Here is a 21780-nt window from a genome sequence, read left to right as displayed (position 1 = left end):
CGTGCCCCGGGTGCGTGCATCGCAAGGCGGCGGCGCGAAGGCAGGCCGGATCGCCTGTCGAGCGTCGCCAACGCGGCGAGGTGCGTGCCCGGGGTGCGGGCCGCACGTCGGATCGAGGGAGGGGATCACTTCTTGAGCACCGCTTCCATCACTGCCTTGGCGATCGGGCCGCCGAGCTGGCCGCCGGCGATCTCGTTGCACGCCCGGTCGGGCGCCTCCTCGATCATGACGGCCACGGCCACCTCGGCGTTGTCCGCCGGGGCGTACGAGACGAACCACGCGTAGGGGGGCTTGCCGCCCGCCGAGCACCGGGTGGAGGTGCGCTGCGCGGTACCGGTCTTGCCGGCGACCTTGACGTTGGGGATCGCCGCGGGCGAGGCGGTGCCGTTGTCGACCACCGAGACGAGCAGGTCGGTCAGCTCGCGGGCGGTCTGGGGCGAGACCGCGTCGTTGAGCTTGTCGGGCTCGGTGGTGCGCAGCACGTCGAAGCCGGCGGTCTGCACCTGCTCGACCAGGTAGGGCCGCATGAGCGTGCCCTGGTTGGCGATCGCGGCGGTGACCATGGCCATCTGGAGCGGCGTCGACTGGACCTCGAACTGGCCGATGCCGGTCTGCGCGGTCTCGGCGTCGCTGAGCTCGCGGGTGCCGCCGCCGTCCTTCTCGCTGAGGGGGACGCCGGTCGGGTAGACCGACTGGGCCTGACCCTTGAGGTCGAGCAGGTAGTTGCTGTTGAAGCCGAACTTCTCGGACTGCTCGCGCATCTTCTCGGGCCCGACCTCGACGGCGAGGTGCGCGAAGGTCGTGTTGCACGACCAGTCGAGCGCCGTCGCGAACGAGATCTTGCTCGGGTTGCACTGGCTGCGGCCGTCGTTGCCGATGGTGCGCGTGGTCCCCGGCGCCTGGTACGTCGCCCCGGCCGGGACCTGGTCGTCGCCGTGGTACTTGCCGCTCTCGATCGCCGCCGCGGCGGTGACGAGCTTGAACGTCGAGCCCGGGAACAGCCGGGTCTGGATGGCCCGGTTGACCAGCGGGTCGCGCGGGTCCTTGTCGAGGCGCTCGTAGGCCGAGGCCGCGCTCTTGAAGTCGTGGGTGGCCAGCTCGTTGGGGTCGTACGACGGGTAGGACGCCATCGCCAGCACCCGCCCGGTCTTGGGCTGGATCGCCACGACCGAGCCCTCGCCGCGCGGGCCGAGGGTGTCGCGCAGTCCCTCGAAGGCGGCCTTCTGGGCCGCCGCGTTGAGGGTCAGCACGACATTGCCGCCTTGGGTCTGGTCGCCCTTGAGCAGGTCGACGAGCCGGGTCACGAACAGCTGGGGGTCCTCGCCGGTGAGCACGGCGTTCTGGCTGCGCTCGATGCCGGTCTGGCTGCCGAGCTGGAGGTAGCCGGTGATCGGCGCGAACATCCGGGCGCCCGAGGCCGGGTAGACGCGCAGGTACTTGTAGCGGTCGTCGGAGGGCCGGCTGGTCGCGACCGGCTCGTCGCCGACCAGGATCTGGCCGCGCTCGCGGCTGAACGACGCCTCGGCGACGCGGGCGTTGCGCGGGTCGGTGTTGTAGTCCTCGGCCTTCCAGAACTGCACGTAGGTCACGTTCGCCATCAGCGCGAGGAAGAGGAACATGCAGAAGATCGAGACCGTGCGGATCGGCTTGTTCATCGCGGCACCGCCTTGACCACCTGGGTGGCCTCCACGTCGGGGTCGTCGGCATCGGCGGTCAGGTCGGGCAGCGGCCGCCGGGCCTGGTCGGAGATGCGGAGCAGGATCGCCACGATCACCCAGTTGGCGACGAGCGAGGAGCCGCCGTAGGACAGGAAGGGTGTGGTCAGACCGGTCAGCGGGATCAGCCGGGTGACGCCGCCGATGACGACGAAGACCTGTAGCGCGACGACCGCGGCCAGGCCGGTCGCGACGAGCTTGCCGAAGCCGTCGCGCGAGATCAGCGCGGCGCGCAGCGCACGCTCGACGACGAGGCCGTAGAGCAGCAGGATCGCGATCACCGCGGTGAGACCGAGCTCCTCACCGATGGCGGCGAGGATGAAGTCCGACTCGACGTAGGGCACCCGCTGGGGCATGCCCTCGCCGAGGCCGCGGCCCATCAGGCCGCCCCAGGCGAAGCCGTAGAGCGCCTGGACGAGCTGGTAGCCGTTGCCGTTGGGGTCCGCGAACGGGTCGAGCCAGATGTCGACCCGGTTCTGCACGTGGGCGAAGATCCGGAAGGCGACCGTCGCGCCGCCGAAGAAGAGCAGCCCGCCGACCACCAGCCAGCCCGGTCGCTCGGTGGCGACGTAGAGCATGATCAGGAAGAGGCCGAAGAACAGCAGGCTCGAGCCCAGGTCGCGCTGGAGCACGAGGATGCCGAGGCTGACCACCCACATCATCAGGATCGGGCCGAGGTCGCGGCCGCGGGGCAGGTCGACGAAGACGACCCGGCGTCCGGCGAGCGCGAGCGCGTCGCGGTGGACCACGAGGTAGCCGGCGAACGTGATGACCAGCAGCAGCTTGGCGACCTCGCCGGGCTGGAAGCTGAAGGGCCCCAGGGAGATCCAGATCTTGGCGCCGTTGATGGAGGTGCCCAGGCCCGGGATCATCGGCAGGATCAGCAGCACGATGGCGGCCAGGCCCGAGGTGTAGGTGAACCGCGCGAGCAGGCGGTGGTCGGGCAGCGCGATGAGCGTGCCGATGAAGAGGGCGACGCCGAGCGTCATCCAGGTCAGCTGCTGGCTGGCCAGGCTGGTGTCGCGGGCCAGGTCGATCCGGTGGATGACGGCGAGGCCGAGGCCGTTGAGGGCCGCGACCACGGGGAGCAGCACGGGGTCGGCGTACGGCGCGACGAGGCGGACCGCGATGTGGGCGCCGACCACGAGGATGGCCAGCCAGCCGCCGTACCCGAGGAGGTTGGTGGGGACCTCGCCGTCGACGCCGAGGCCGACCGCGGCGTAGGCGCCGATCCCGACGATGAGCGCCAGGATCAGCAAGAAGAGCTCCGCACCCCGCCGGCGGCGGTGCACGAAACCCATCAGGGCGGAGTTGGCGCTCACGAACCGCCACCGGGGGCGACGCTGGTCAGGTCGGCGGCGCCGCCCTGGGTCGACGGCGCGGTCGGTGCCTCCGAGGCGGGGGGCGCGGTCGTCGACGTCGTCGTGGGCGCGCTCGGGTCGGTGCTCGGGTCGGTGGCCGGGTCGCTCTGGCGGGCGTTCTGGCCGATCCGGGTGACCTCGTCGCGGGCGCGCTCGAAGCTGTCGAAGATCATGTCGCCGCCGCGGATCTGCTCCTGGGTGGAGTCGCGGAGCTGCTCGATCTCGAGGTCGGAGACCTGGTAGACGCTCGACAGGCCGGGCACGTTGAGGCCGCGGTAGATGACGACGTGGCCGTCGTCCTCGCCGATGTAGTACTGCTGCTGGCTCCACCAGTACGCCGTACCGACGGCGATCCAGCCGAGACCGATCACCACGGCCGCCGCCAGCAGCCGGCGGGCCCACACGAAGCGGGGCGGCGGCTGGGGCGCGTAGCGCAGCGCCTCGCTGTCGAGCGGCGGGTCGGCCGGGATCGCCCGGTCGATGCCCTCGGGGATCTCGGCGGTGACCGGCTCGAGCTCACCGGTGTCACCGGAGCGGTGCCCGCGGAACAGCGCACGCGGCCGGCGCCGGCCCAGGTCGGCGGCCGCACCGACGACCAGCGGCTCCTGAGGAGCGGGCAGGTCGGCGGGGGACTCCGCCGCGGTGGCGGCCGGGTCGACGACATCGGCGACGACGCAGGTGACGTTGTCGGAGCTGCCGGCGTCGAGGCTGGCCCGGACCAGCTCGATCGCGGTGAACTCGGGGGAGCCGTCGGAGAGCAGCTCGGTGATCCGGTCGTCCTCGAGGACGCCGCACGCGCCGTCGCTGCACAGGAACAGGCGGTCGCCGGCGACGACCTCGAGCGCGAACAGGTCGGGCTCGACCTCGTGCAGGCCGTCGAGGGCCTTGAGGATGAGGTTGCGGTGGGGGTGGACCCGGGCCTCGGCCTCGGTGATCCGGCCCTCGTCGATGAGGCTCTGGACAAAGGTGTGGTCGTTGGTGAGCTGGGAGAGCTCGCCGTCGCGCAGGAGGTAGGCGCGGGAGTCGCCGACGTGGCCGATCGCCAGGCGGTTGCCGTCGAAGAGGGCGACCGTGGCCGTCGTACTGGTGCCGTTGAGGGCGGGGTCGTGGTCGACCTGGGCGCCGATGGCGTTGTGGGCCTCGTGGATGCCGTCGTTGACCCGGTCGAGGACGTCGGCCGAGCCGGGCGGCTCGTCGAGCTGGCGGAGCTCGCCAACCGCCGTACTGGAGGCGATGTCACCGCGGGCCGCGCCGCCGACGCCGTCGCACACGGCGAGCAGCCAGGGGCCGGCGTACCCGGAGTCCTGGTTGTCCTTGCGGACCCGGCCCACGTCGGAGACCGCGGAGAAGCGGAGCTGGAGCAGCGGCCGGGCCGCCGGCGTGGGGACGTCGACGGTCTCGGGCGGCGCCTCGGGAGGCGTCTCGGGCGCAGCGCCGGACGTCTCGTCCGGGGCCAGCGCGTCGGGGGAGGCCTCGTTGCCGGGTTCGGACATGCCCTACTTCCTCAGCTCCACGATGGTCTTCCCGATCCGGATCTGCGAGCCCAGGCCCACCGGGACCGGCTGGGTGAGCCGCTGGCTGCCGAGATAGGTGCCGTTGGTGGAGCCGAGGTCCTCGACGTACCACTGGCCGCCGGAGGACACGATCCGCGCGTGCCGCGTGGAGACGTAGTCGTCGTCCAGGCGGATCGCGGCGTCGTTCCCGCGCCCGATCAGGATCGGCGCCTGCGCCAGGTCGGCCGTGATGCCCGTGTTGACGCCCTGGACGACGGCGACGTGCGTGGGCTGCCCACGGCGCGGCGAGGAGGTCTTGGGCGGCTTCGGTTGCTTGCCGGGCGCGGCCGGCGCCGGGACCCGCGCCCCGAACATGTCGGAGCGGATCACCGAGATGGCCGAGAGCACGAAGATCCACAGGATCGCCAGATACGCGATCCTGACCAGGAACAGGGTCAGCTCAGACAACGTCCACCTCTCGGTCCGCCTCCTGGAGCAACCGCAGGACCAGCGACGTGTGCCCGATCTGCACCCGCGACCCGTCCCGCAGCGTCGCCCGCGCGACCTTCTGCCCATCGACCCGGATGCCGTTGGTCGAGCCCATGTCATGGACCTCGACGTGCACCGGACCCTCGCCCGGCGCCACTCCGGCCGCCTGCTCCATCGTGATCAGGAACTCCGCATGCCGCCGGCTCACCCCGGGATCGTTGATCCGCAGGTCCGCCTCGCTCCCCCGGCCGACCACCAGGCCCGGCGCCTGCAGCGGGTGCTGCGTGCCGTTGACCTCGAGGACCGCCCGGGTCCGCTGTCCCCCGGCGCGCCGGGAGTGCCCCGTCACCGCCGCCTCCGCCTGGCTCCGCACCCGGAACCGCCCGGTCCCCAGGTCGTCCGCGGACTCGAACCCGATCCGGATCGGCCCGGGGAAGACGTACGACTGCAGCTCCGCGTGCTCGGTCAGCTGTTCTCCCAGCTCACCGGCCAGCGTCGAGTCGTACGGCGAGAGCCGCTCGAGGTCACCCTCGGAGAGCTCCACCACGAAGCTGTTGGGCACCAGCCGCCGCTGCCGCGACAGCACCTGCGCCTTGTTGTCGAGCTCCCTCTGGAGGGCCGCCGCGATCTCCACCGGCTGGACGGCACTGCGGAACGTGCGCGCGAACACGCCCGAGATCGCCTGCTCGAGCTTCTGCTCGAAGCGCTGCAAACCCCCCACGTCCCTGCCCTCCTCTCGCACGGCTCGCTCGACGGTCCCGCCGTCGACGGGTCTGTCGATCGTATCGGTGACGCCCCCGTCCCCCCGGGACCTTCACCCTCTCACCGTCGGCAGGTGGGGGTCGGTGCGGCCTGGTTTTGGGTGCGGCGGCCGGACTGGGCTAACCTTGCGGGGCTTCACGCGCGAGTGGCGGAATAGGCAGACGCGCACGGTTCAGGTCCGTGTGTCCGAAAGGACGTGGGGGTTCAACTCCCCCCTCGCGCACGTGAACGAAGCCCCAGGTGATCACCTGGGGCTTCGTGCGTTTTCAGCGCAGGTCAGACGTTGCCCTGGGACCAGTCGGTCCAGGCAGCCGTGCTGGCCGGCACCTCGATGTCGACGACCCGGGTGGAGCGTTCGACCAGTGCGGCCTCATCCACCTCGATGCCCAGTCCCGGCCCCGTCGGCACCGCGAACGCACCTGCTTCCAGGTGCTCGAGGGTGAAGGGGTTCGTGTCGAGGATCTCGTGCCACGGCGCCGCCATCGAGTAGGGGAACTCGACCAGGCGGAGCGTCGTGAGGGCACTGGAGGCGTGCAGGTTCGCCGCGAAGGCTACCGGGCCGGCGGCCGAGTGCGGCATCACCGGGACGCCGGCCCGCTCGGCGATCTCCCCGATCCGCACCATCTCGAGCAGCCCGCCGGAGGTGGCCGGGTCCGGCTGGAGGACGTCGGCACGCCCGTCCCTGACGGCGCGGTCATAGTCCCCCGCCATGCCGAAGTGCTCGCCGTACCCGATCGCCACCGCGGACTGATCCACCAGCCGTTGCACGCCCAGGTGCCGCTCCTGGGGGATGGGCTCCTCGAACATCGAGACCCCCAGGTCGGCCAGGGCTCGGCTGACCCGCAGGGCCGTGTCCAGGCTGTAGTGCTCGGTGCCGTCCACGAAGACGTCGACCGCCGGCCCCAGTCGCTCGCGCACCTGAGCCAGGGTCGCCAGGTCCGCACGCCAGTCCAGCCCCAGCCGGAGCTTGACCGCACTCACCCCGCACGCCAGCCAGGGCTCGAGGTGGTGCACGTGCCAGTCGGCATCGCCCTGGAAGAGGAAGTGGCTGGAGGCGTAGACCCCGAGCCGCTCCCGGTGGCCGCCCAGCATGCTGCGCACGCTGCGCCCGTCCCGGCGACCCACCGCGTCCCACAGGGCCATCTCGACCGCGCTCACGGCGTGGCCGACCGGGCCGGCGAGCCCGGGGCGGCGCCGCAGCTCCGACTTCAGGAGACCGGCGACCTGGGGCACCGAGACCAGGCCCGGTCGTCCCAGCAGCGGAGCCAGCACGTCCTGCACGATCGTGCGCAGCAGGCCGGGATGGGCGAACCCGTATCCGTCGCTCGCCTCGCCGAATCCCGTCACCCCCTGGTCGAGTCGCACCCGCACCATGGCGTGGGGCAACCCGTCGAACTCGAAGTCGTACACACGCAGGTCCTCGACCCTGAACGCAGGCAGCGACATCTCTCCTCCTCCACTCCGGAACGTGATGAACGAGCTCCCCGGCGACACCTGGCCGGGGCGCGGCACGCGGGGGCGGGGCCGGCCCGAGCCAGCCCCGACCCCACCGGTCAGAACGAGTTCCTGCGGGACAGGATCTTGTGCACCAGCGGCTCGAAGTGCTCCAGCGGGGCACTCGTGTAGTCCGGGTCGAACGCGGCCTGGTCGTACTTGAAGCAGAACTCCTCGGTGTACTCGAAGTACTCGGAGCCACGGAACTTCTCCCGGGTGTTGCGGTCCCACCCGAGGTGGTGCCAGAAGTAGTACCCCTGGAAGACGTCGTGGTTGGCGACCATCCAGTGGTTCGCCTCGGAGACGAACGGCTTCAGGATCGCCGCGGCGATGTCGGGGTGGTTGGCCGGAGCCATCACGTCCCCGATGTCGTGCAGCAAGGCGCAGAGGATGTACTCCTCGTCCCGACCATCTGCCTCGGCGCGGGTGGCCGTCTGCAGGGAGTGCTCGAGCCGGGTGATCGGGAACTCGCCCTTGGCGTCCCCCAGGGTCCGCAACATCTGCAGGGCGTGCTCGGGCACCTTGCTCTGCTCGGTCGCCCAGCCCGGCGTGATGAGGTCCCAGTCCTCCTTCGTGGACTCGATCATGCTGGTGAACTTGACTCCGTCGTTCACAACGAAACACCTTCTTCTCTCACTCATGTGTGGACTCTTGAACGTCACTGCCGGCCGCCCGTGTGCGCGGGCCTCGGGCCGGCTCTGGCACTACTTGGGGGCGCGGCCGTGGTTGTCCCACCACAAGATCCGACGGCGCAGGAGCGTCAACGCGGCGACGAAGAGCAGCCCGAGCACGCAGAACATCGAGATCCCGGCCCAGGTCACCTCGAGGTTCGCCTGGGATGCGGCGATGGAGACCATGGCTCCCAAGCCGGCCGCCTCTCCGGCAGCCACGAACTCGGCGACCGCGGCCCCGATGATGGCGAAGGGGATGGCGATCCTCAGCCCGGCGAAGAAGTAGGGCATGCTCCCCGGGAACCGCAGCCTCCAGAAGATCTCCCACCTGCTCGCGTCGACCACCCGGAGCACGTCCAGCGTGCCCGGGTCCACCGCCCTGAGCCCGGCCAGCGAGTTGATCAGGATCGGGAAGATCGCCACGATGATGGTGACGATGTACTTGGGCAGCATCCCGAATCCGAAGGCCACCACCAGGGCCGGAGCGATCGCGATGACCGGGGTCACCATGATGACCATCACGACCGGCATGAGAGCGCGTTCCAGGATCTTGAACTCGCACATCAGAACGGCCAGCAGATAACCCAGGACGATCGCGGCCCCGCCTCCGACCGCCACCTCTTTCAGGGTGACCAGGAGGTTGTTCCAGTAGGCGCTCGGGTCGTTGGTGATGCTCTCGACGACATTGCCCAGGGGCGGGATGACGAAGGGGTTCGAGTGGGCCACGTACTCCCACGAGATCCCCAGCAGCACAAAGGTGACCAGGGGCGGAACCCAGAGACCGAAACGCCACCGCGCCAGGGCGGAAGACTTGGGCGCCGCACTCCTCACGGACTTTCCGGCGGCCTTCCCGGCACGTGGTCGACGCGTCTGCTCCAGCTCCACGATCGCGCTGGACACGTTCTCAGTGCTCGGCATTCTTCATCACCCTCCTCAGCCCCTCGCGGATGCGGATCTCGTACTCACGGAATTGCGGACTCAGGAACACCGATTCGTCCCGGGGTCGGGGCAGGTCGATCTCGGTGATCTCGGCGATTCGTCCCGGTCGAGCCGCCATCAGCACCACGCGGTCGGAGAGCAGGATCGCCTCGGGGACCGAGTGCGTGATGAACATGACCGAGCGCCGGTTGGACTGCCAGAAGTCCAGGAGCCCCAGTCGTTGCTGGTCGCGCGTGATCTCGTCCAGGGCCGAGAACGGCTCGTCCATGAGCAGGACGGGTGGGTCGAACACGAAGGCGCGAGCGATCGCGACGCGCTGCTGCATGCCACCGGACAGCTGCCGCGGGTACTTGCGCAGGTCCTTGCCTAAGCCGAAGGAGGTGAGCAGCTCGTCGACGTCCAACAGGTTGCGGCCCGCGTTTGCAGCGGTGTTCACCTGCGTGGGCAGCAGGACGTTGTCGCGCACCGAGCGCCACGGCAGCAGGGCCGGGGTCTGCGGCACCAGTCCCATCGTCTTGTGGCGGATCGCCTGGGGAACTGTCTCGCCGTTGATCGCGACCGAGCCCTCGTCGGCGTCCAGGAGGCCGGCGATGATGCGCAGCAGGGTGGACTTCCCGCAGCCGCTGGGGCCGATCACCGAGACGAACTCGCCCGGGGCGATCCGCAGATCGACGTCATCGAGAACCGTCACCGGTTGGCCCCGGACGCCGAACCGCTTGGTGACTCCTCGTGCCAGGACCTCGGCACCCGTGGTGGTCAGCGCCGCGTTCATTCGCCCGGCCAGATCAGCACGTCGTCGGCGTCGTACAAGTCCGTGACCAGGTCGAAGTCGACCACGGTGTCCAGATCCGGGATCTCCTTGACGTCGCTGAACTCCAGGGTCAGCGCAGCGGCCGCCTCCCACTCCTCGCGGGTGTGGGCACCCAGCGGCTTGACCGTGCTGTCCCGGATCCACTGCGACTCCACGGCCCAGGTCCGCTTCTGCTGGTCCAACGGGAACGAGTCGCCCTGGTTGTCCTCCTGGGCCAGCTCGGTCACGTGCTCCACGCACTTGTCCTCGTTGTCCAGGCAGTACTGGAGCGCCTTCAGCGTGGCCCGCATGAAGTCGGCGGCGGTCTCCCGGTGCTCCTTCAGGAACGTCGAGTTCACCTCCATCACGCTGTAGGTGCTCTCGACGCCTGCGTCGGCCGGCAGGAACTCGCTGAACTCGATGCCCTGCTCCTTGAGGCTGGCGCACTGGCTCGACGCGTAGGCGATCTCGGCGTCGATCGTGCCCCGGGTGACGATGGTGGGGTCGTAGTTGGTGATCTTGGTGAACTTCACCTTGTCCAGGTCGACGCCGGCCTTGGCGAGCTGTGCCCGGGCGACCGGGGCGACCTGGGTGAAGTAGCCGAGCCGCTTGCCCTCCAGGTCCTTGAGGGTCTTGATGCTCTTGTTGGCCAGGATGCAGTGGGGGTCGGTGGTGCCGTAGGTCGCCACCGCGGTGATGTTGTCGGCGTTCGCCACGGTGTCCAGGACGCTCGGCGCCGACCCCACGGAGGTGAACTGGGCCTTGTTGGCGTTGACCAGCTGCTGGCCCGATGCGCCGGCGGTGTTCATCTCGACGTCGAGGCACAGGGCGTCGTAGTAGCCCAGGTCTCGCGCCATGAAGACGTCCATGATCGAGCCGCTGGCGGCGTAGCTGTAGGACGAGATGTAGGTGATCTTCCCGGCATCCTTGTTCCGCTGACATGCCTCGTCGTCGGGGGCGTAGCCCGCGATGTCGGCCACGCCTTCCACCGGCTGGCGGGCCGACTTGTCGGCGGTGTTCGAGTCCGAACCACACGCGCTGATGGTCAATCCGAGAACAACGGTCAATCCGCTGAGCACAAACTTTGAAATGGTCTTCATCGTTCCTCACTTGTAGGCAGCGATCGGATTTTTGGGTCGCCAAAGAGGCTCGGGCCCAAATTCAGGGCGTCACGAAAAGACGTCGCGGGAACGACGTCGAATCAGAGACGGGGGGTCGCGTTCTCAGTAACGGCCGACGACGGCCCGGATACTGAGCGGCGAGTGCGACCCAAAGGGGATGAGCCGCAAGAGATGGTGAGGTATTCGGATCGACTCCTTCCTGACGTAGCGTCCGTCACGCGCCATTCACGGCGTGCATCGAACGGTTGGATACGTCAGCAGAAGGTCGGCCACCGGGGCACTCGGCATCACCGTGACCGTCGATCTACATCTCGACCGCTTGCAGAACCCTATTCACGTCAAGCGATACGCCATGTTGGCATGTGAGATATCTCCTGTCAACGATTTCCGTTGACCATGGCGTTCGCTTGAATTGCTCGCTGCGCTCGGTGACGACTGCGGTGCTCGGTGGCAGCTAGAGCCGGACCTCGGCGGCGCGCATCAGGGCCGCTGGACCGGGTCGTGGGCCGCGCGCGGTCGGCCAGGCCGCTCGGGTGGTCCGGGGGACTGGGGGCGTCCGGTTGAAGACGTGGACACCGGTGACGACGAGCGCAAGGGCGACGCCCAAGCCCCCGCCGATGGTCTCGCCGAAGAGCGGGACCGCCGCGAGGGCGGTGAGGACCGGGCTGAGCGCACCCCCGACGGCGGCGACGCTACTGCCGAGCGCCCGGACGGCGTGGGCGTAGCAGAGCGTGGAGAGCAGCCCGGTCCCGATGCCCTGGAGCACGGCGAAGGTCAGCACGTCGCCGACCCGGACCGTGCCCGGCGAGCTCAGCAGGTGCGAGGGCAGCAGCCCGGACAGGGTGAGGACCAGGCCCCCGAGCGCCGACAGCGCGCAGACCGCGACGACGATCTCGAGCGGCGCCAGGCCGGTCCGCTGCAGGCCGAGCGTGTAGCAGGCCCAGATGGCGCCGGCGCCGACCAGGAGCACGATGCCGGTGGTGCCGCCGTCCGTCCCGACCAGCGTCGCGCTGGCGACGACGCCCGCCACGATCGTCGCGAGTGCGGCGACCGCACGGGCCGGGACGCGCTGGCGGCGCAGGAGCAGCAGCGTCACGAAGAGCGGCACCGTGCCCGGCACGAGCAGCCCGGTCAGGCCCGCGTTGGTCAGGCCGGCGCCGAACGCCATGACCAGGTAGTGCGGCAGTCCGCCGGCCAGCAGGAGCAGCACGGTCGTCGTACGTTCGCGGGCGAGGGCGCGCACGGTCCGCGGCACCAGCGGCGCCAGCAGAACCAGCGGTACGACGAACCGGATCAGCGCCGCGTCGGCATCGGTGAGGCTCGACGTACCGATGCCGCGCGAGGTCAGCGCGAACGACGACCACAGCACCACGGTCATGGCCAGCGCGGCGTACCCCGTCGTCCGCGCACTGCTCTCGCCCACCACGTCGCCGCCCTCTCGCTGATCCGACCTGCGGAGCAACGATAGGGAAATCGGCGGAGCACGCGATTGCCAATCGTGCCCCAAATCAGTTGATCTGTAGCAGAATCTGCCACGTGACGACCCTCGACGACACCGACCGCCACATCCTGCTGGAGCTCCAGCTCGACGGCCGCCTGACCAACCAGGAGCTCGCCGACCGGGTCGGCCTCTCGCCGTCCCCCTGCCTGCGCCGCGTCCGCGCCCTCGAGAAGGCCGGCGTCATCACCGGCTACCGCGCCGTCGTCTCGCCCGAGGCGGTCGGGCTGAGCATCACCGCCTTCGTCCGGCTCACCCTCTCCTCGCACGGGACCGACGTCGTCGACGCGGTCGAGGAGGAGCTGCGCGGGGTGCCCCAGATCGTCGAGGCCTACCTCCTCGCGGGGGACCAGGACTACCTGGTGAAGGTCGTCGTCCCGTCGTTCTCGGCGTACGAGGCGTTCGTGCGGGACCGGCTGCGCGGCATCCCGTCGCTCGCCTCGATCGAGACCACCTTCGCGTTCGGTACGACGAAGCCGGTCTCGCCGCTGCCGGTGGACGGCCCGTGAGAGTGAGAGAGAGTGCCCCCATGCGTCGTCGCCCCGCCCCGCTGCTCGCCCGTGCGCTCGTCCTCGTCGCCGCCCTCGCCGCGGGCGGCTGCGGCGACGGAGAGGACGACGGCCGGTCCGCCGAGCCCGCGGGGGTGCTGTCGGTCGACCAGATCGAGGACATCCTGCTCCCGGTGGGAGCGACCGTCGGGGACGCCACGGTCAATCGCAAGGCGGGGATCAACTTCATCGACGACCGACGGGCGTCGCCCGAGTCCTGCCAGCCGCTGTCGTCGATCATCAGGCTCGAGCCGCACCCGGTTCACAGCGACCGGGTGGAGGCGAGCCCGCGCTGGATCTCGCCGTACGGCGACGTCCAGGTCCTCACGTACGCCGGCGACGACGCCGCGAAGGTCTTCGCCGCCGTCGACCGCGCGATCGACGACTGCGCGAACGGCTTCGCCGCGGAGCTGATCCGGAGGTACGTGGTCCTCGACGTCGTGCGCGACACGGCGCCGCCGCTGGGTGACGAGGCGCTCGCGTTCGGGCTGCGCACCCACGAGATCGACGAGGAGGAGCCCATCGACGAGCACGAGCACCGAGTGCTCGTCCGGGACGGCCAGCACCTGCTGAGCTGGCGGACGACGGGCCTCGAGGACGACGGCGCGGTCGAGGCGCGGGACCTGCTCACGGCGTTCGTCGACGCCCAGTGGGCGCGCTACGCCGAGCGCCGGTAGCGGCGTACCGCCTCAGGCCTCGACCGGCAGGTCGTTGTAGACCCCCGCCGGCTCCTGCCCGGTCAGCCCCTGGATCGCCGTCATGATCTCGTCGGTCGCCTCGCGCCGCGCCCGGCCGGGTGCGACGCCCTCGAACCGGCCGGTGAAGTCGAGCGGGGTGCCGAAGCGGACGGTGACCTTGGCGAGGCGGGGCCAGCGGGCGTCGACGGGCTGGAGGTCGGCGGTGCCCACCAACCCCACCGGTACGACGGGTACGCCGGCCGTGAGGGCGAGCTGGGCGACGCCGGTGCGCCCGCGGTAGAGGCGGCCGTCGCGGGAGCGGGTGCCTTCGGGGTAGATGCCGAAGGCGTCGCCGCGGCCCAGGACGTCGAGGGCGACGTCGAGGGAGTTGAGGGCGGCGCGGGTGTCGGTGCGGTCGACGGGGACCATGCCGAGGCCCTCGAACCAGGCCTTGCTGAGCCGTCCGCGCAGGCCGGAGCCGGTGAAGTACTCGGCCTTGGCCAGGAAGACGACCTTGCGGGGCGCGACGATCGGGATGACCACGCTGTCGGCGAAGCTGAGGTGGTTGCTCGCGAGCAGGACCGGGCCGGTGAGGGGCACGTTCTCGATGCCCTCGATGCGCGGTCGCCACGCCGCTCGGGCGAGCGGCGGGACGACCGTGTGGAGGACCTCGTAGAGCACGGGCTCAGCCTAGGGCGTGTCGGCGGGGGCGGAGCCTGCGGCTCAGAGCCCCAGGTCGCGGCCGATGAGCTCCTTCATGATCTCGTTCGAGCCGGCCCAGATCTTGGTGACCCGGGCGTCGCGCCAGGCGCGGGCGACGCGGTACTCGTTCATGAAGCCGTAGCCGCCGTGCAGCTGGACGCAGTGGTCGAGCACCTCGTTCTGGACCTGGCTGGTCCACCATTTGGCCTTGGCGGCCTCGACCGGGGTGAGCTCGCGGGCGTTGTGGGCGAGGACGCACTTGTCGACGTACGCCTCGCTGACCTCGATCTGGGTGAACAGCTCGGCGAGGAGGAACTTGTTGTGCTGGAAGGTGCCGATCGGGGCGCCGAACGCCTGGCGGTCCTTGGTGTACTGCAGGGTCTCGACGAGGATCTGCTTCGCGTGGGCAATATTGGAGATCGCGGCGCCGAGGCGCTCCTGGGGGAGCTTCTGCATCATGTGGATGAAGCCGCCGTCGACCTCGCCGATCACGTGGTCGTCGCCGAGGCGGACGTTCTCGAAGAACAGCTCGGCGGTGTCGGACTCGTCCTGGCCGACCTTGTCGAGCTTGCGGCCGCGGCTGAAGCCGTCGGCGTCGGCGGGGATGGCGAAGAGCGTGATCCCGCGGGCCTTCTTCTCCGGGCTGGTGCGGACGGCGGTGATGATCAGGTCGGCGGAGAAGCCGTTGGTGATGAACGTCTTGGAGCCGTTGATCACCCACTGGTCGCCGTCGCGCACGGCGGTGGTCTTGAGGCCGGCGAGGTCGGAGCCGCCGGAGGGCTCGGTCATGCCGATGGCGAGGACGGTCTCGCCGGAGGCGATCGAGGGGAGCCAGCGCTGCTTCTGCTCCTCGGTCCCGAGCTCGACCAGGTACGGCGCGCAGATGTCGGCGTGGATGCCCCAGCACGAGGCGAGCGAGGCGGTGACCTTGCTCAGCTCCTCGGTGAGCACGGCGTTGAAGCGGTAGTCGCCGGCGCCGGAGCCGCCGTACTCCTCGGGGATCTCCAGGCCGAGCAGCTCGTTGCGGCCGGCGTCGAGCCAGAACTCCCGGGGCAGGCCCTTCTTGGCCTGGTGCTCCTCGACGTGCGGGATCACCGAGCGCTCGAGGAACTCGCGCACCGAGGCGCGGAAGGCCTCGTGGTCGTCGTCGTAGATGTCGCGGTTCATCGGGAGTCCTCCTGGGACGGGGCGGGGATGCGCCGGACCATGCGCACGGCGAGGTCAGCGTTGAGGTGGGCGATGCGGGTGGGCTCGGAGTCGAGGTCCGGGTCGAACCAGCGGACCAGGTCGACGCCGAGGGAGAGCAGGGCGTGCGCGGTGCGGTCGACGTCCTCGACCTCGAAGACGCCGTGCCGGACGCCGGCGTCGAGGGCGGAGGTCATCAGCCGGTGGAAGTCGCGGCGCAGCGCGACGATGACCGTGCGGTGCTCGGGGCTGAGGGCGTTGAGCTCGTACTGGACGACCCGGCCGATCCGGGTGTGGCCGAGGTGCCACTGGCAGAACGCGTCGATCATCCGGTGCAGCCGGGCGACCGGGTCGCTGTGGTCGTCGTACGCCGCCTGGAGCGCCGCGAGCGCCTCGGTGTGGCCCTGCACGCTGATCGCGAAGAGCAGGTCCTCCTTGGACGGGTAGTGCACGTAGACCGCGGCGGGGCTGCGGCCGGCGCGCACCGCGATGTCGCGGGTGCTCGTCCCGCCGTAGCCCTGCTCGGCGAAGACGTCCACGGCGGCATCGAGGATGCGCTGCTGGGCGGCGGTGGCGGTGATGACGATCGTCTCCAGGGGTGAGGGGCTGGCTGGAGAGGATCTAAGCAGATGCTTAGGAATGGTGTCATCACCCGTAGACGGCGCGCCTGACCCTGTGCCAGGCTAAGCGTCTGCTTACCTAAGCGTTCGCTCATGTCTGGGAGTTGTTCAATGCCTGAAGCCGTCATCGTCTCCGCCGCCCGTACGCCGATCGGCCGGGCCAACAAGGGATCCCTCAAGGACCTGCGTCCCGACGACCTCGCCGCGTTCGCGGTGCGTGCGGCCGTCGAGAAGGTCGAGGGTCTCGACCCGAGCACCATCGACGACCTGCTGCTCGGCTGCGGCCTGCCCGGCGGCGAGTCCGGCAACAACATGGCCCGCGTGGTCAGCGTCCTCAACGGCTGGGACAGCGTGCCCGGCGCGACGGTGACCCGCTACTGCTCCTCGTCGGTGCAGACCACCCGGATGGCGTTCCACGCGATCAAGGCCGGCGAGGGCGACATCTTCGTCTCCGCCGGCGTCGAGACCGTCTCGCGCTTCGCCAAGGGCACCTCCGACCACATCCCGCACACGGTCAACCCGCTCTTCGACGACGCCCAGTCGCGCACCGCGCGCACGGCCGAGGAGCAGACCGTCTGGCACGACCCCCGCGAGGACGGGCTGCTGCCCGACGTCTACATCGCGATGGGCCAGACGGCCGAGAACGTCGCCAGCCTGCGCGGGCTCTCGCGCCGCGAGCTCGACGAGTTCGCCGTGCGCTCGCAGCTGCTGGCCGAGAAGGCGATCAACGACGGCTTCTGGGCCCGCGAGATCACCCCGGTCACGCTGCCCGACGGCACCGTCGTCTCGGCCGACGACGGCCCGCGCGCCGGCGTGACGTACGAGGCCCTGGCCGGGCTGAAGCCGGTCTTCCGCGAGGACGGCGTGGTGACCGCCGGCAACTGCTGCGCGCTCAACGACGGCGCCGCCGCGGTCGTGATGATGTCCGACACCAAGGCCGCCGAGCTCGGTGTGACGCCGCTGGCGCGGGTCGTCGCGACCGGCGTCTCGGGTCTCTCGCCCGAGATCATGGGCCTGGGCCCGGTCGAGGCCACGCGCAACGCCCTCAAGCACGCGGGCATGAGCATCAACGACATCGACCTCGTCGAGATCAACGAGGCGTTCGCGGCGCAGGTCGTGCCGTCGTACCAGGACCTGGGGATCGACATCGACCGGCTCAACATCAACGGCGGCGCGATCGCGGTCGGCCACCCGTTCGGCATGACCGGCGCCCGGCTCCAGGCGACGATGCTCAACTCGCTCGACTGGCACGACAAGTCCACCGGGCTGATCACCATGTGCGTCGGCGGCGGCCAGGGCATGGCCCTCATCCTCGAGCGGATCTGAGGACGACGATGAGCCAGCCTGTCACCGACCTGTTCCGCCTCGACGGCAAGGTCGCCGTCGTCACCGGTGCGTCCAGCGGTCTGGGGATCGCCTTCGCCCAGGCCTTCGCCGAGGCCGGCGCGGACGTCGTCCTCGGCGCCCGCCGGGTCGACCGCCTCGCCGAGACCGCGGCGCTGGTCGAGGCCACCGGACGCCGCGCCCTCACCGTCGCCACCGACGTCAGCGACCCGGAGTCGTGCACCCGCCTCGTCGAGGAGGGCCACGCCGCCTTCGGCCGGATCGACGTCCTGGTCAACAACGCCGGCATCGGTACGGCGATCCCGGCGCTGCGCGAGAAGCCCGACGAGTTCCGCCAGGTCATCGACGTCAACCTCAACGGCTGCTACTGGATGGCGCAGGCCTGCGGTCGCGTCATGCAGCCGGGCGCCAGCATCATCAACATCTCCTCGATCCTCGGGATCACCACCGCCGGGCTGCCCCAGGCGGCGTACGCCGCGTCCAAGGCCGGTCTGATCGGGCTGACCCGCGACCTGGCCCAGCAGTGGACCGGCCGCAAGGGCATCCGGGTCAACGCCCTGGCGCCGGGCTTCTTCACCTCCGAGATGACCGACCAGTACCCCGAGGGCTACCTGGACGCGCAGATGCCGCGCGTCGCGGTCGGGCGCAAGGGCGACCCCCGCGAGCTCGCGGCGACGGCGGTGTTCCTCGCCTCCGACGCGGCCGGCTACATCACCGGGCAGACGCTGGCCGTCGACGGCGGCCTCACCATCGCTTGACCACACGAACACGAGAGAAGGAACAAGACATGGGTCGTTTCGACGGGCGGGTCGCCGTCATCACCGGTGCCGCGCGGGGGATCGGGTTCGGTACCGCCACGCGTTATGCGGAGGAGGGTGCCTCGGTCGCGATCGTGGACCTCGACGAGGCCGCTGCGGCCGAGGCGGCGGCGAGGCTGCCGCTGGTCGGGGGCGCGAAGGCCGTGGGGATCGGTGCGAACGTCGCCGACGGTGCGTCGGTCGAGGCTGCTGTCGAGCGGGTGGTGGCCGAGCTGGGTGGGATCCACGTGCTGGTCAACAATGCCGGGATCACCCGCGACAACCTGTTGTTCAAGATGACCGAGGACGACTGGGACCTGGTGATGGGGGTGCACCTGAAGGGTGCGTTCTTGATGACCAAGGCCGCTCAGAAGCACTTCGTGGAGCAGAAGTACGGCAAGGTCGTGAACATCTCCTCGATCTCGGCGCTGGGCAACCGGGGCCAGGCGAACTACTCGGCGGCGAAGATGGGGATCCAGGGGTTCACCCGGACCCTGGGGATCGAGCTGGGTCCGTTCGGGATCAACGTGAACGCGGTCGCGCCCGGTTTCATCGCGACCGAGATGACCGATGCCACCGCGGCTCGTCTGAAGATGGATGTCGAGGAGTTCCGGCGGCTCAACGCGGAGGCGAACCCGGTGCGCCGGGTGGGTCATCCTGAGGACATCGCGGCGGCGGTGACGTTCTTGTCCAGTGACGAGGCGTCCTACATCACCGGCCAGACCGTCTACGTCGACGGCGGCATCTCGCTCGGCACCTGAGCGACCTCCGGAGCACCTGCGGTCGGGTCCTGCCAGCCCTCGGGGGTCTGGCCGGCCCGGCGCAGCCAGGACTCGACACCGCTGATGTGCACGGTGATCCAGGACCGGACCAGGTCGCGGTTGCCGAGGACCATCGCGTCGACGATGGCGCGGTGCTCGGCCAGTGTGCGCTCGACGCTGTGCTCCTCGGTCAGGCCACGCCAGATCCGGGCCCGGAGGGTGCGCCCGGACAGGCTCTCGAGCAGCGTGCTCAGGTAGGCGTTGCCGGAGAGCTCGTAGATCGCGCCGTGGAAGGCCACGTCGTGCTTGACCAGGTCCTCGACGGAGGTCTCCGGGCCGACCTCGTCGAGCATCGCGGTGAGCTGGGCGAGCTGGTGGTCGGTGGCCCGGGTGGTCGCCATCTCGGCGGCGACCGGCTCGAGGATCCGGCGTACCTCGAACAGGTCGAGGACCGTGTGGTCCTGGTGCAGGTCGACGACGAACGACATCGCCTCGAGCAGCAGGCTCGGCTCGAGGCTGGTGACATAGGTGCCGTCGCCCCGGCGTACGTCGAGCACCCGGATCAGCTCGAGCGCCTTGACCGCCTCGCGCAGCGAGTTGCGGGAGAGCCCGAGCCGCTCGCTCAGCTCCTTCTCCGGAGCCAGCCGGTCGCCGGGGCGCAGCTCGCCCCGCAGCAGCATGTCCTTGATCTTGAGGATCGCCTCATCGGTCACTGCCATGGAGAGATCCTATCTTTAGTCGGCGATCCGCTGTTGCCCTTGGAGACTCCAGAGCAGGTTCAGCGTGGGATCGGCGGCTTCGTAGTCGTCGGGTTGCTCGAACATCGGACCAACGGTGTCCTGCCAGGCCTGGTTGACCGGCAGGTCCAGCAGCGCCCGGCGCATCGCGTGGAAGGTCGCGATGTCGTCCACGTCGACGAGGTGGAAGACATCGCGACCGTCGCGCCAGATCCGCCAGTCCCGGACGCCGTGCTCGGCCAGCGCGGTGGCCAGCGCGGCCGGGATCGTCCGGTGCACGTCCTCGTAGTCCTGCTCGCGCCCGGGCGCGAGCACGGTGTGCAGGGCGATGGCGACCATGGGCTGGGTGCTCCTATCCGCGGGGCCGGAGACGCAGGTCGTTCATACCACCGTCGACGGCCAGCGCGACGCCGGTCGTGGAACCCGAGCGCGGACTGGCGAGGTAGGCGACGCTCACCGCGATCTCCTCGGCGCGGACCAGCCGGCCGTGCGGTTGGCGGGCGTTGAGTGCGGCCAGCTCGGCCGCGGGGTCGGGCGCGGCGCCGAGCAGGCGCTGGACCCACGGGGTGTCCGCGGTGCCGGGCGCCACGCAGTTGACCCGGATCCCCTCGGGCAGGTGGTCGGCGGCCATCGCCCGGGTCAGGGCGTGGACGGCCCCCTTGCTCGCGCTGTACGCCGCCCGCTGGGGCAGTCCGGCCGTGGCCGCGATCGAGCCCACGTTGACGATCGCCGGCGCGCGCGAGGCACGCAGGTGGGGCAGCGCGGCCCGGGACATCCGCACGATCCCGAGCACGTTGACGTCGAGCACCCGCAGCCACTCGGCGTCGTCGTTGTCGGCGACGGTGCCCTGGGCGCCGATGCCGGCGTTGTTGACGAGGACGTCGAGCTGACCGAGGGCGGCGACCGCCTGGTCGATGCCGGCCCGCACCGAGGCGTCGTCGCCGACGTTCGCGGTGATGCCCAGGACGCCCTCCGGGACGCCCGTCGGATCGAGGTCGAACGCGGCGACCCGGGCCCCGCGCGCGGTGAGCTCGGCGGCGATGGCCGCGCCGATGCCCGAGCCGCCGCCGGTGACGACGGCCGTCAGGCCGGCGAACTCGCCGCTCATCGGGCCGCTCCGGCGCTCTCGACGGCCGGGGCCATCTGCTGGCGCTGGCGGCCGAGCCCCTCGATCTCGATCTCGACGACGTCGCCGGCGCTCAGGTAGGGGAAGCGCCCCGAGAAGGCCACCCCCTCGGGCGTCCCGGTCAGGATCACGTCGCCCGGGTCGAGGGTGAGGAACTGGCTCAGGTGCCACACGATCGTCGCGACGTCGAAGATCTGGTCGGCGGTGCTCGACTCCTGCCGGATCTCGCCGTTGACCCAGCTCCGCAGGCCGAGCGCGCGGTGGTCGACCTCGTCGGGGGTGACCAGCCAGGGGCCGAGCGGGCTGAAGCCGGGGCAGCACTTGCCCTTGCTCCACTGCCCGCCGGACAGATCCATCTGGAACTCGCGCTCGGAGAGGTCGTTGGCGACGACGAAGCCGGCGACGTGGTCCAGGGCCTGCTCGGGCCCGTCGAGGTACGACGCCTCGCGGCCGATCACGATGCCGAGCTCGACCTCCCAGTCGGTCTTCGTGCTGTGGCGGGGGATCCGCACGTCGTCGTACGGGCCGACGACGGTGTTGGGCACCTTGAGGAAGATGATCGGCACCGTCGGCGGCTCGGCTCCGGACTCGGCGGCGTGGGCGGCGTAGTTCTGCCCGATGCAGATCAGGGCGCCGGGGCGGGCGACCGGAGCGCCGACGCGCAGGCTCGCCGCGTCCGCGAGCACGGGGAGCGCGCCGTCCGCGACCGCCTGGGCCAGGCGGGCGATCCCGTCCGCGGCGAAGAACGCGCGGTCGAAGTCCGCGGTGACCGGCCGGGCGTCCAGCACCCCTGCGGGGGTCTCGACGACGGGGATCTCGGCTCCGAGGGGACCCCTGCGTGCCAGCTTCATTGTCTGCTCCTCTGTGAGGCCGCTCACGCGACAGGTAGGACCTTTGACCGGCCCTCTCCCGCGATCTGAGCGGAAAGATTGGTTTGCTCTTCCATCTTG

23 protein-coding genes and 1 tRNA gene are annotated in these 21780 nt (G+C 70.4%); 6 read left to right on the top strand and 18 right to left on the bottom strand.

Annotated elements, in window-relative coordinates:
• Nucleotides 1-125: 125 nt before the first annotated feature.
• From M0M48_RS23770 to M0M48_RS23750, 5 genes are read right to left on the bottom strand one after another with little or no spacing between them, the layout of a single operon-like run.
• On the bottom strand, nt 126-1655 hold the full coding sequence (locus M0M48_RS23770) for a peptidoglycan D,D-transpeptidase FtsI family protein (RefSeq protein ID WP_257753014.1): 1530 nt from the start codon (nt 1653-1655) through the stop codon (nt 126-128).
• Nucleotides 1652-3016 carry an FtsW/RodA/SpoVE family cell cycle protein gene (locus M0M48_RS23765; protein ID WP_215812866.1) on the bottom strand — a complete coding sequence of 455 codons (1365 nt, stop codon included), beginning with the start codon at nt 3014-3016 and terminating at the stop codon, nt 1652-1654. The genes M0M48_RS23770 and M0M48_RS23765 overlap by 4 nt, the downstream gene beginning before the upstream one ends.
• 17 nt (nt 3017-3033) lie before the next feature.
• On the bottom strand, nt 3034-4569 hold the full coding sequence (locus M0M48_RS23760) for a PP2C family protein-serine/threonine phosphatase (protein ID WP_257753013.1): 1536 nt from the start codon (nt 4567-4569) through the stop codon (nt 3034-3036).
• A gap of 3 nt (nt 4570-4572) precedes the next feature.
• Complete coding sequence (locus M0M48_RS23755; RefSeq protein WP_215812084.1) at nt 4573-5037, bottom strand: FHA domain-containing protein FhaB/FipA; 465 nt, start codon at nt 5035-5037, stop codon at nt 4573-4575.
• A complete protein-coding gene (locus tag M0M48_RS23750; protein ID WP_257753012.1) occupies nt 5030-5779 on the bottom strand; it encodes an FhaA domain-containing protein in 750 nt (249 codons plus the stop codon). Before M0M48_RS23750 ends, M0M48_RS23755 begins: the two co-directional genes overlap by 8 nt.
• Before the next feature lie 180 nt (nt 5780-5959).
• On the opposite strand from M0M48_RS23750, the gene M0M48_RS23745 reads away from it, so the two are divergent.
• A tRNA-Leu gene (locus M0M48_RS23745) sits at nt 5960-6043 on the top strand.
• A gap of 53 nt (nt 6044-6096) precedes the next feature.
• On the opposite strand, the gene M0M48_RS23740 is transcribed toward M0M48_RS23745, so the two are convergent.
• The 6 genes from M0M48_RS23740 to M0M48_RS23715 form a co-directional block, all read right to left on the bottom strand.
• Nucleotides 6097-7266 carry a mandelate racemase/muconate lactonizing enzyme family protein gene (locus M0M48_RS23740; protein WP_257753011.1) on the bottom strand — a complete coding sequence of 390 codons (1170 nt, stop codon included), beginning with the start codon at nt 7264-7266 and terminating at the stop codon, nt 6097-6099.
• A gap of 107 nt (nt 7267-7373) precedes the next feature.
• Entirely contained in the window at nt 7374-7928 is a 555-nt protein-coding gene (locus M0M48_RS23735; RefSeq protein ID WP_215812087.1) for an HD domain-containing protein, read from the bottom strand.
• Nucleotides 7929-8018: 90 nt separating this feature from the next.
• Nucleotides 8019-8885, bottom strand: coding sequence for an ABC transporter permease (locus tag M0M48_RS23730; RefSeq protein WP_257753010.1), 867 nt, complete (start codon nt 8883-8885; stop codon nt 8019-8021).
• A gap of 4 nt (nt 8886-8889) precedes the next feature.
• On the bottom strand, nt 8890-9696 hold the full coding sequence (locus M0M48_RS23725; protein ID WP_257753009.1) for an ABC transporter ATP-binding protein: 807 nt from the start codon (nt 9694-9696) through the stop codon (nt 8890-8892).
• Nucleotides 9693-10694: an ABC transporter substrate-binding protein gene (locus tag M0M48_RS23720; protein WP_215812090.1), complete on the bottom strand. Its 1002-nt coding sequence runs from the start codon at nt 10692-10694 to the stop codon at nt 9693-9695. Before M0M48_RS23720 ends, M0M48_RS23725 begins: the two co-directional genes overlap by 4 nt.
• Nucleotides 10695-11289: 595 nt before the next feature.
• Nucleotides 11290-12261 carry a DMT family transporter gene (locus M0M48_RS23715; RefSeq protein ID WP_257753008.1) on the bottom strand — a complete coding sequence of 324 codons (972 nt, stop codon included), beginning with the start codon at nt 12259-12261 and terminating at the stop codon, nt 11290-11292.
• 110 nt (nt 12262-12371) lie between these two features.
• Here M0M48_RS23715 and M0M48_RS23710 point away from each other — a divergent pair, with 110 nt between their 5' ends.
• Together M0M48_RS23710 and M0M48_RS23705 are read left to right on the top strand one after the other, a co-directional pair.
• Nucleotides 12372-12842: an Lrp/AsnC family transcriptional regulator gene (locus M0M48_RS23710; RefSeq protein WP_257753007.1), complete on the top strand. Its 471-nt coding sequence runs from the start codon at nt 12372-12374 to the stop codon at nt 12840-12842.
• A gap of 20 nt (nt 12843-12862) precedes the next feature.
• Complete coding sequence (locus M0M48_RS23705; protein ID WP_257753006.1) at nt 12863-13558, top strand: hypothetical protein; 696 nt, start codon at nt 12863-12865, stop codon at nt 13556-13558.
• Nucleotides 13559-13570: 12 nt separating this feature from the next.
• On the opposite strand, the gene M0M48_RS23700 is transcribed toward M0M48_RS23705, so the two are convergent.
• Genes M0M48_RS23700 through M0M48_RS23690 form a run of 3 tightly spaced genes read right to left on the bottom strand, consistent with a single transcriptional unit; the run spans nt 13571 to nt 15999 of the window.
• Nucleotides 13571-14239, bottom strand: coding sequence for a lysophospholipid acyltransferase family protein (locus M0M48_RS23700; protein WP_257753005.1), 669 nt, complete (start codon nt 14237-14239; stop codon nt 13571-13573).
• 42 nt (nt 14240-14281) lie between these two features.
• Entirely contained in the window at nt 14282-15427 is a 1146-nt protein-coding gene (locus tag M0M48_RS23695) for an acyl-CoA dehydrogenase family protein (RefSeq protein WP_257753004.1), read from the bottom strand.
• Nucleotides 15424-15999, bottom strand: a complete 576-nt coding sequence (locus tag M0M48_RS23690; protein WP_257759353.1) for a TetR/AcrR family transcriptional regulator — start codon at nt 15997-15999, stop codon at nt 15424-15426. The genes M0M48_RS23695 and M0M48_RS23690 overlap by 4 nt, the downstream gene beginning before the upstream one ends.
• Before the next feature lie 177 nt (nt 16000-16176).
• Between M0M48_RS23690 and M0M48_RS23685 the strand changes: the two genes are divergently transcribed.
• Genes M0M48_RS23685 through M0M48_RS23675 form a run of 3 tightly spaced genes read left to right on the top strand, consistent with a single transcriptional unit; the run spans nt 16177 to nt 18967 of the window.
• Entirely contained in the window at nt 16177-17391 is a 1215-nt protein-coding gene (locus M0M48_RS23685; RefSeq protein ID WP_257753002.1) for an acetyl-CoA C-acetyltransferase, read from the top strand.
• 8 nt (nt 17392-17399) lie between these two features.
• On the top strand, nt 17400-18167 hold the full coding sequence (locus tag M0M48_RS23680) for an SDR family NAD(P)-dependent oxidoreductase (RefSeq protein ID WP_215812123.1): 768 nt from the start codon (nt 17400-17402) through the stop codon (nt 18165-18167).
• A gap of 29 nt (nt 18168-18196) precedes the next feature.
• Nucleotides 18197-18967, top strand: a complete 771-nt coding sequence (locus tag M0M48_RS23675) for an SDR family NAD(P)-dependent oxidoreductase (RefSeq protein ID WP_215812124.1) — start codon at nt 18197-18199, stop codon at nt 18965-18967.
• Here the strand turns inward: M0M48_RS23675 and M0M48_RS23670 are convergent.
• Genes M0M48_RS23670 through M0M48_RS23655 form a run of 4 tightly spaced genes read right to left on the bottom strand, consistent with a single transcriptional unit; the run spans nt 18934 to nt 21681 of the window.
• Nucleotides 18934-19686 (bottom strand): FadR/GntR family transcriptional regulator, encoded by a 753-nt coding sequence (locus M0M48_RS23670; RefSeq protein ID WP_215812125.1) that lies wholly within the window; start codon nt 19684-19686, stop codon nt 18934-18936. The two genes, M0M48_RS23675 and M0M48_RS23670, sit on opposite strands and share 34 nt — an antisense overlap.
• 15 nt (nt 19687-19701) lie before the next feature.
• Nucleotides 19702-20043, bottom strand: a complete 342-nt coding sequence (locus M0M48_RS23665; RefSeq protein WP_215812126.1) for an L-rhamnose mutarotase — start codon at nt 20041-20043, stop codon at nt 19702-19704.
• A gap of 13 nt (nt 20044-20056) precedes the next feature.
• Nucleotides 20057-20812, bottom strand: a complete 756-nt coding sequence (locus tag M0M48_RS23660; protein ID WP_215812127.1) for an SDR family NAD(P)-dependent oxidoreductase — start codon at nt 20810-20812, stop codon at nt 20057-20059.
• Nucleotides 20809-21681: a fumarylacetoacetate hydrolase family protein gene (locus tag M0M48_RS23655; RefSeq protein WP_257753001.1), complete on the bottom strand. Its 873-nt coding sequence runs from the start codon at nt 21679-21681 to the stop codon at nt 20809-20811. The genes M0M48_RS23660 and M0M48_RS23655 overlap by 4 nt, the downstream gene beginning before the upstream one ends.
• Nucleotides 21682-21780: the final 99 nt, after the last annotated feature.

The organism is Pimelobacter simplex (genome assembly GCF_024662235.1).
Taxonomy (GTDB): domain Bacteria; phylum Actinomycetota; class Actinomycetes; order Propionibacteriales; family Nocardioidaceae; genus Nocardioides.
This window is presented reverse-complemented; position numbering and strand designations above follow the sequence as displayed.

Bases quoted from the DNA above. Each gene is read 5' to 3' on its own strand.
- M0M48_RS23725 (WP_257753009.1), bottom strand. From the start codon at position 9,696: ATGAACGCGGCGCTGACCACCACGGGTGCCGAGGTCCTGGCACGAGGA.
- M0M48_RS23770 (WP_257753014.1), bottom strand. From the start codon at position 1,655: ATGAACAAGCCGATCCGCACGGTCTCGATCTTCTGCATGTTCCTCTTC.
- M0M48_RS23765 (WP_215812866.1), bottom strand. From the start codon at position 3,016: ATGGGTTTCGTGCACCGCCGCCGGCGGGGTGCGGAGCTCTTCTTGCTG.
- M0M48_RS23675 (WP_215812124.1), top strand. From the start codon at position 18,197: ATGGGTCGTTTCGACGGGCGGGTCGCCGTCATCACCGGTGCCGCGCGG.
- M0M48_RS23760 (WP_257753013.1), bottom strand. From the start codon at position 4,569: ATGTCCGAACCCGGCAACGAGGCCTCCCCCGACGCGCTGGCCCCGGAC.
- M0M48_RS23705 (WP_257753006.1), top strand. From the start codon at position 12,863: ATGCGTCGTCGCCCCGCCCCGCTGCTCGCCCGTGCGCTCGTCCTCGTC.
- M0M48_RS23695 (WP_257753004.1), bottom strand. From the start codon at position 15,427: ATGAACCGCGACATCTACGACGACGACCACGAGGCCTTCCGCGCCTCG.
- M0M48_RS23670 (WP_215812125.1), bottom strand. From the start codon at position 19,686: ATGGCAGTGACCGATGAGGCGATCCTCAAGATCAAGGACATGCTGCTG.
- M0M48_RS23680 (WP_215812123.1), top strand. From the start codon at position 17,400: ATGAGCCAGCCTGTCACCGACCTGTTCCGCCTCGACGGCAAGGTCGCC.
- M0M48_RS23685 (WP_257753002.1), top strand. From the start codon at position 16,177: ATGCCTGAAGCCGTCATCGTCTCCGCCGCCCGTACGCCGATCGGCCGG.
- M0M48_RS23740 (WP_257753011.1), bottom strand. From the start codon at position 7,266: ATGTCGCTGCCTGCGTTCAGGGTCGAGGACCTGCGTGTGTACGACTTC.
- M0M48_RS23660 (WP_215812127.1), bottom strand. From the start codon at position 20,812: ATGAGCGGCGAGTTCGCCGGCCTGACGGCCGTCGTCACCGGCGGCGGC.
- M0M48_RS23655 (WP_257753001.1), bottom strand. From the start codon at position 21,681: ATGAAGCTGGCACGCAGGGGTCCCCTCGGAGCCGAGATCCCCGTCGTC.
- M0M48_RS23665 (WP_215812126.1), bottom strand. From the start codon at position 20,043: ATGGTCGCCATCGCCCTGCACACCGTGCTCGCGCCCGGGCGCGAGCAG.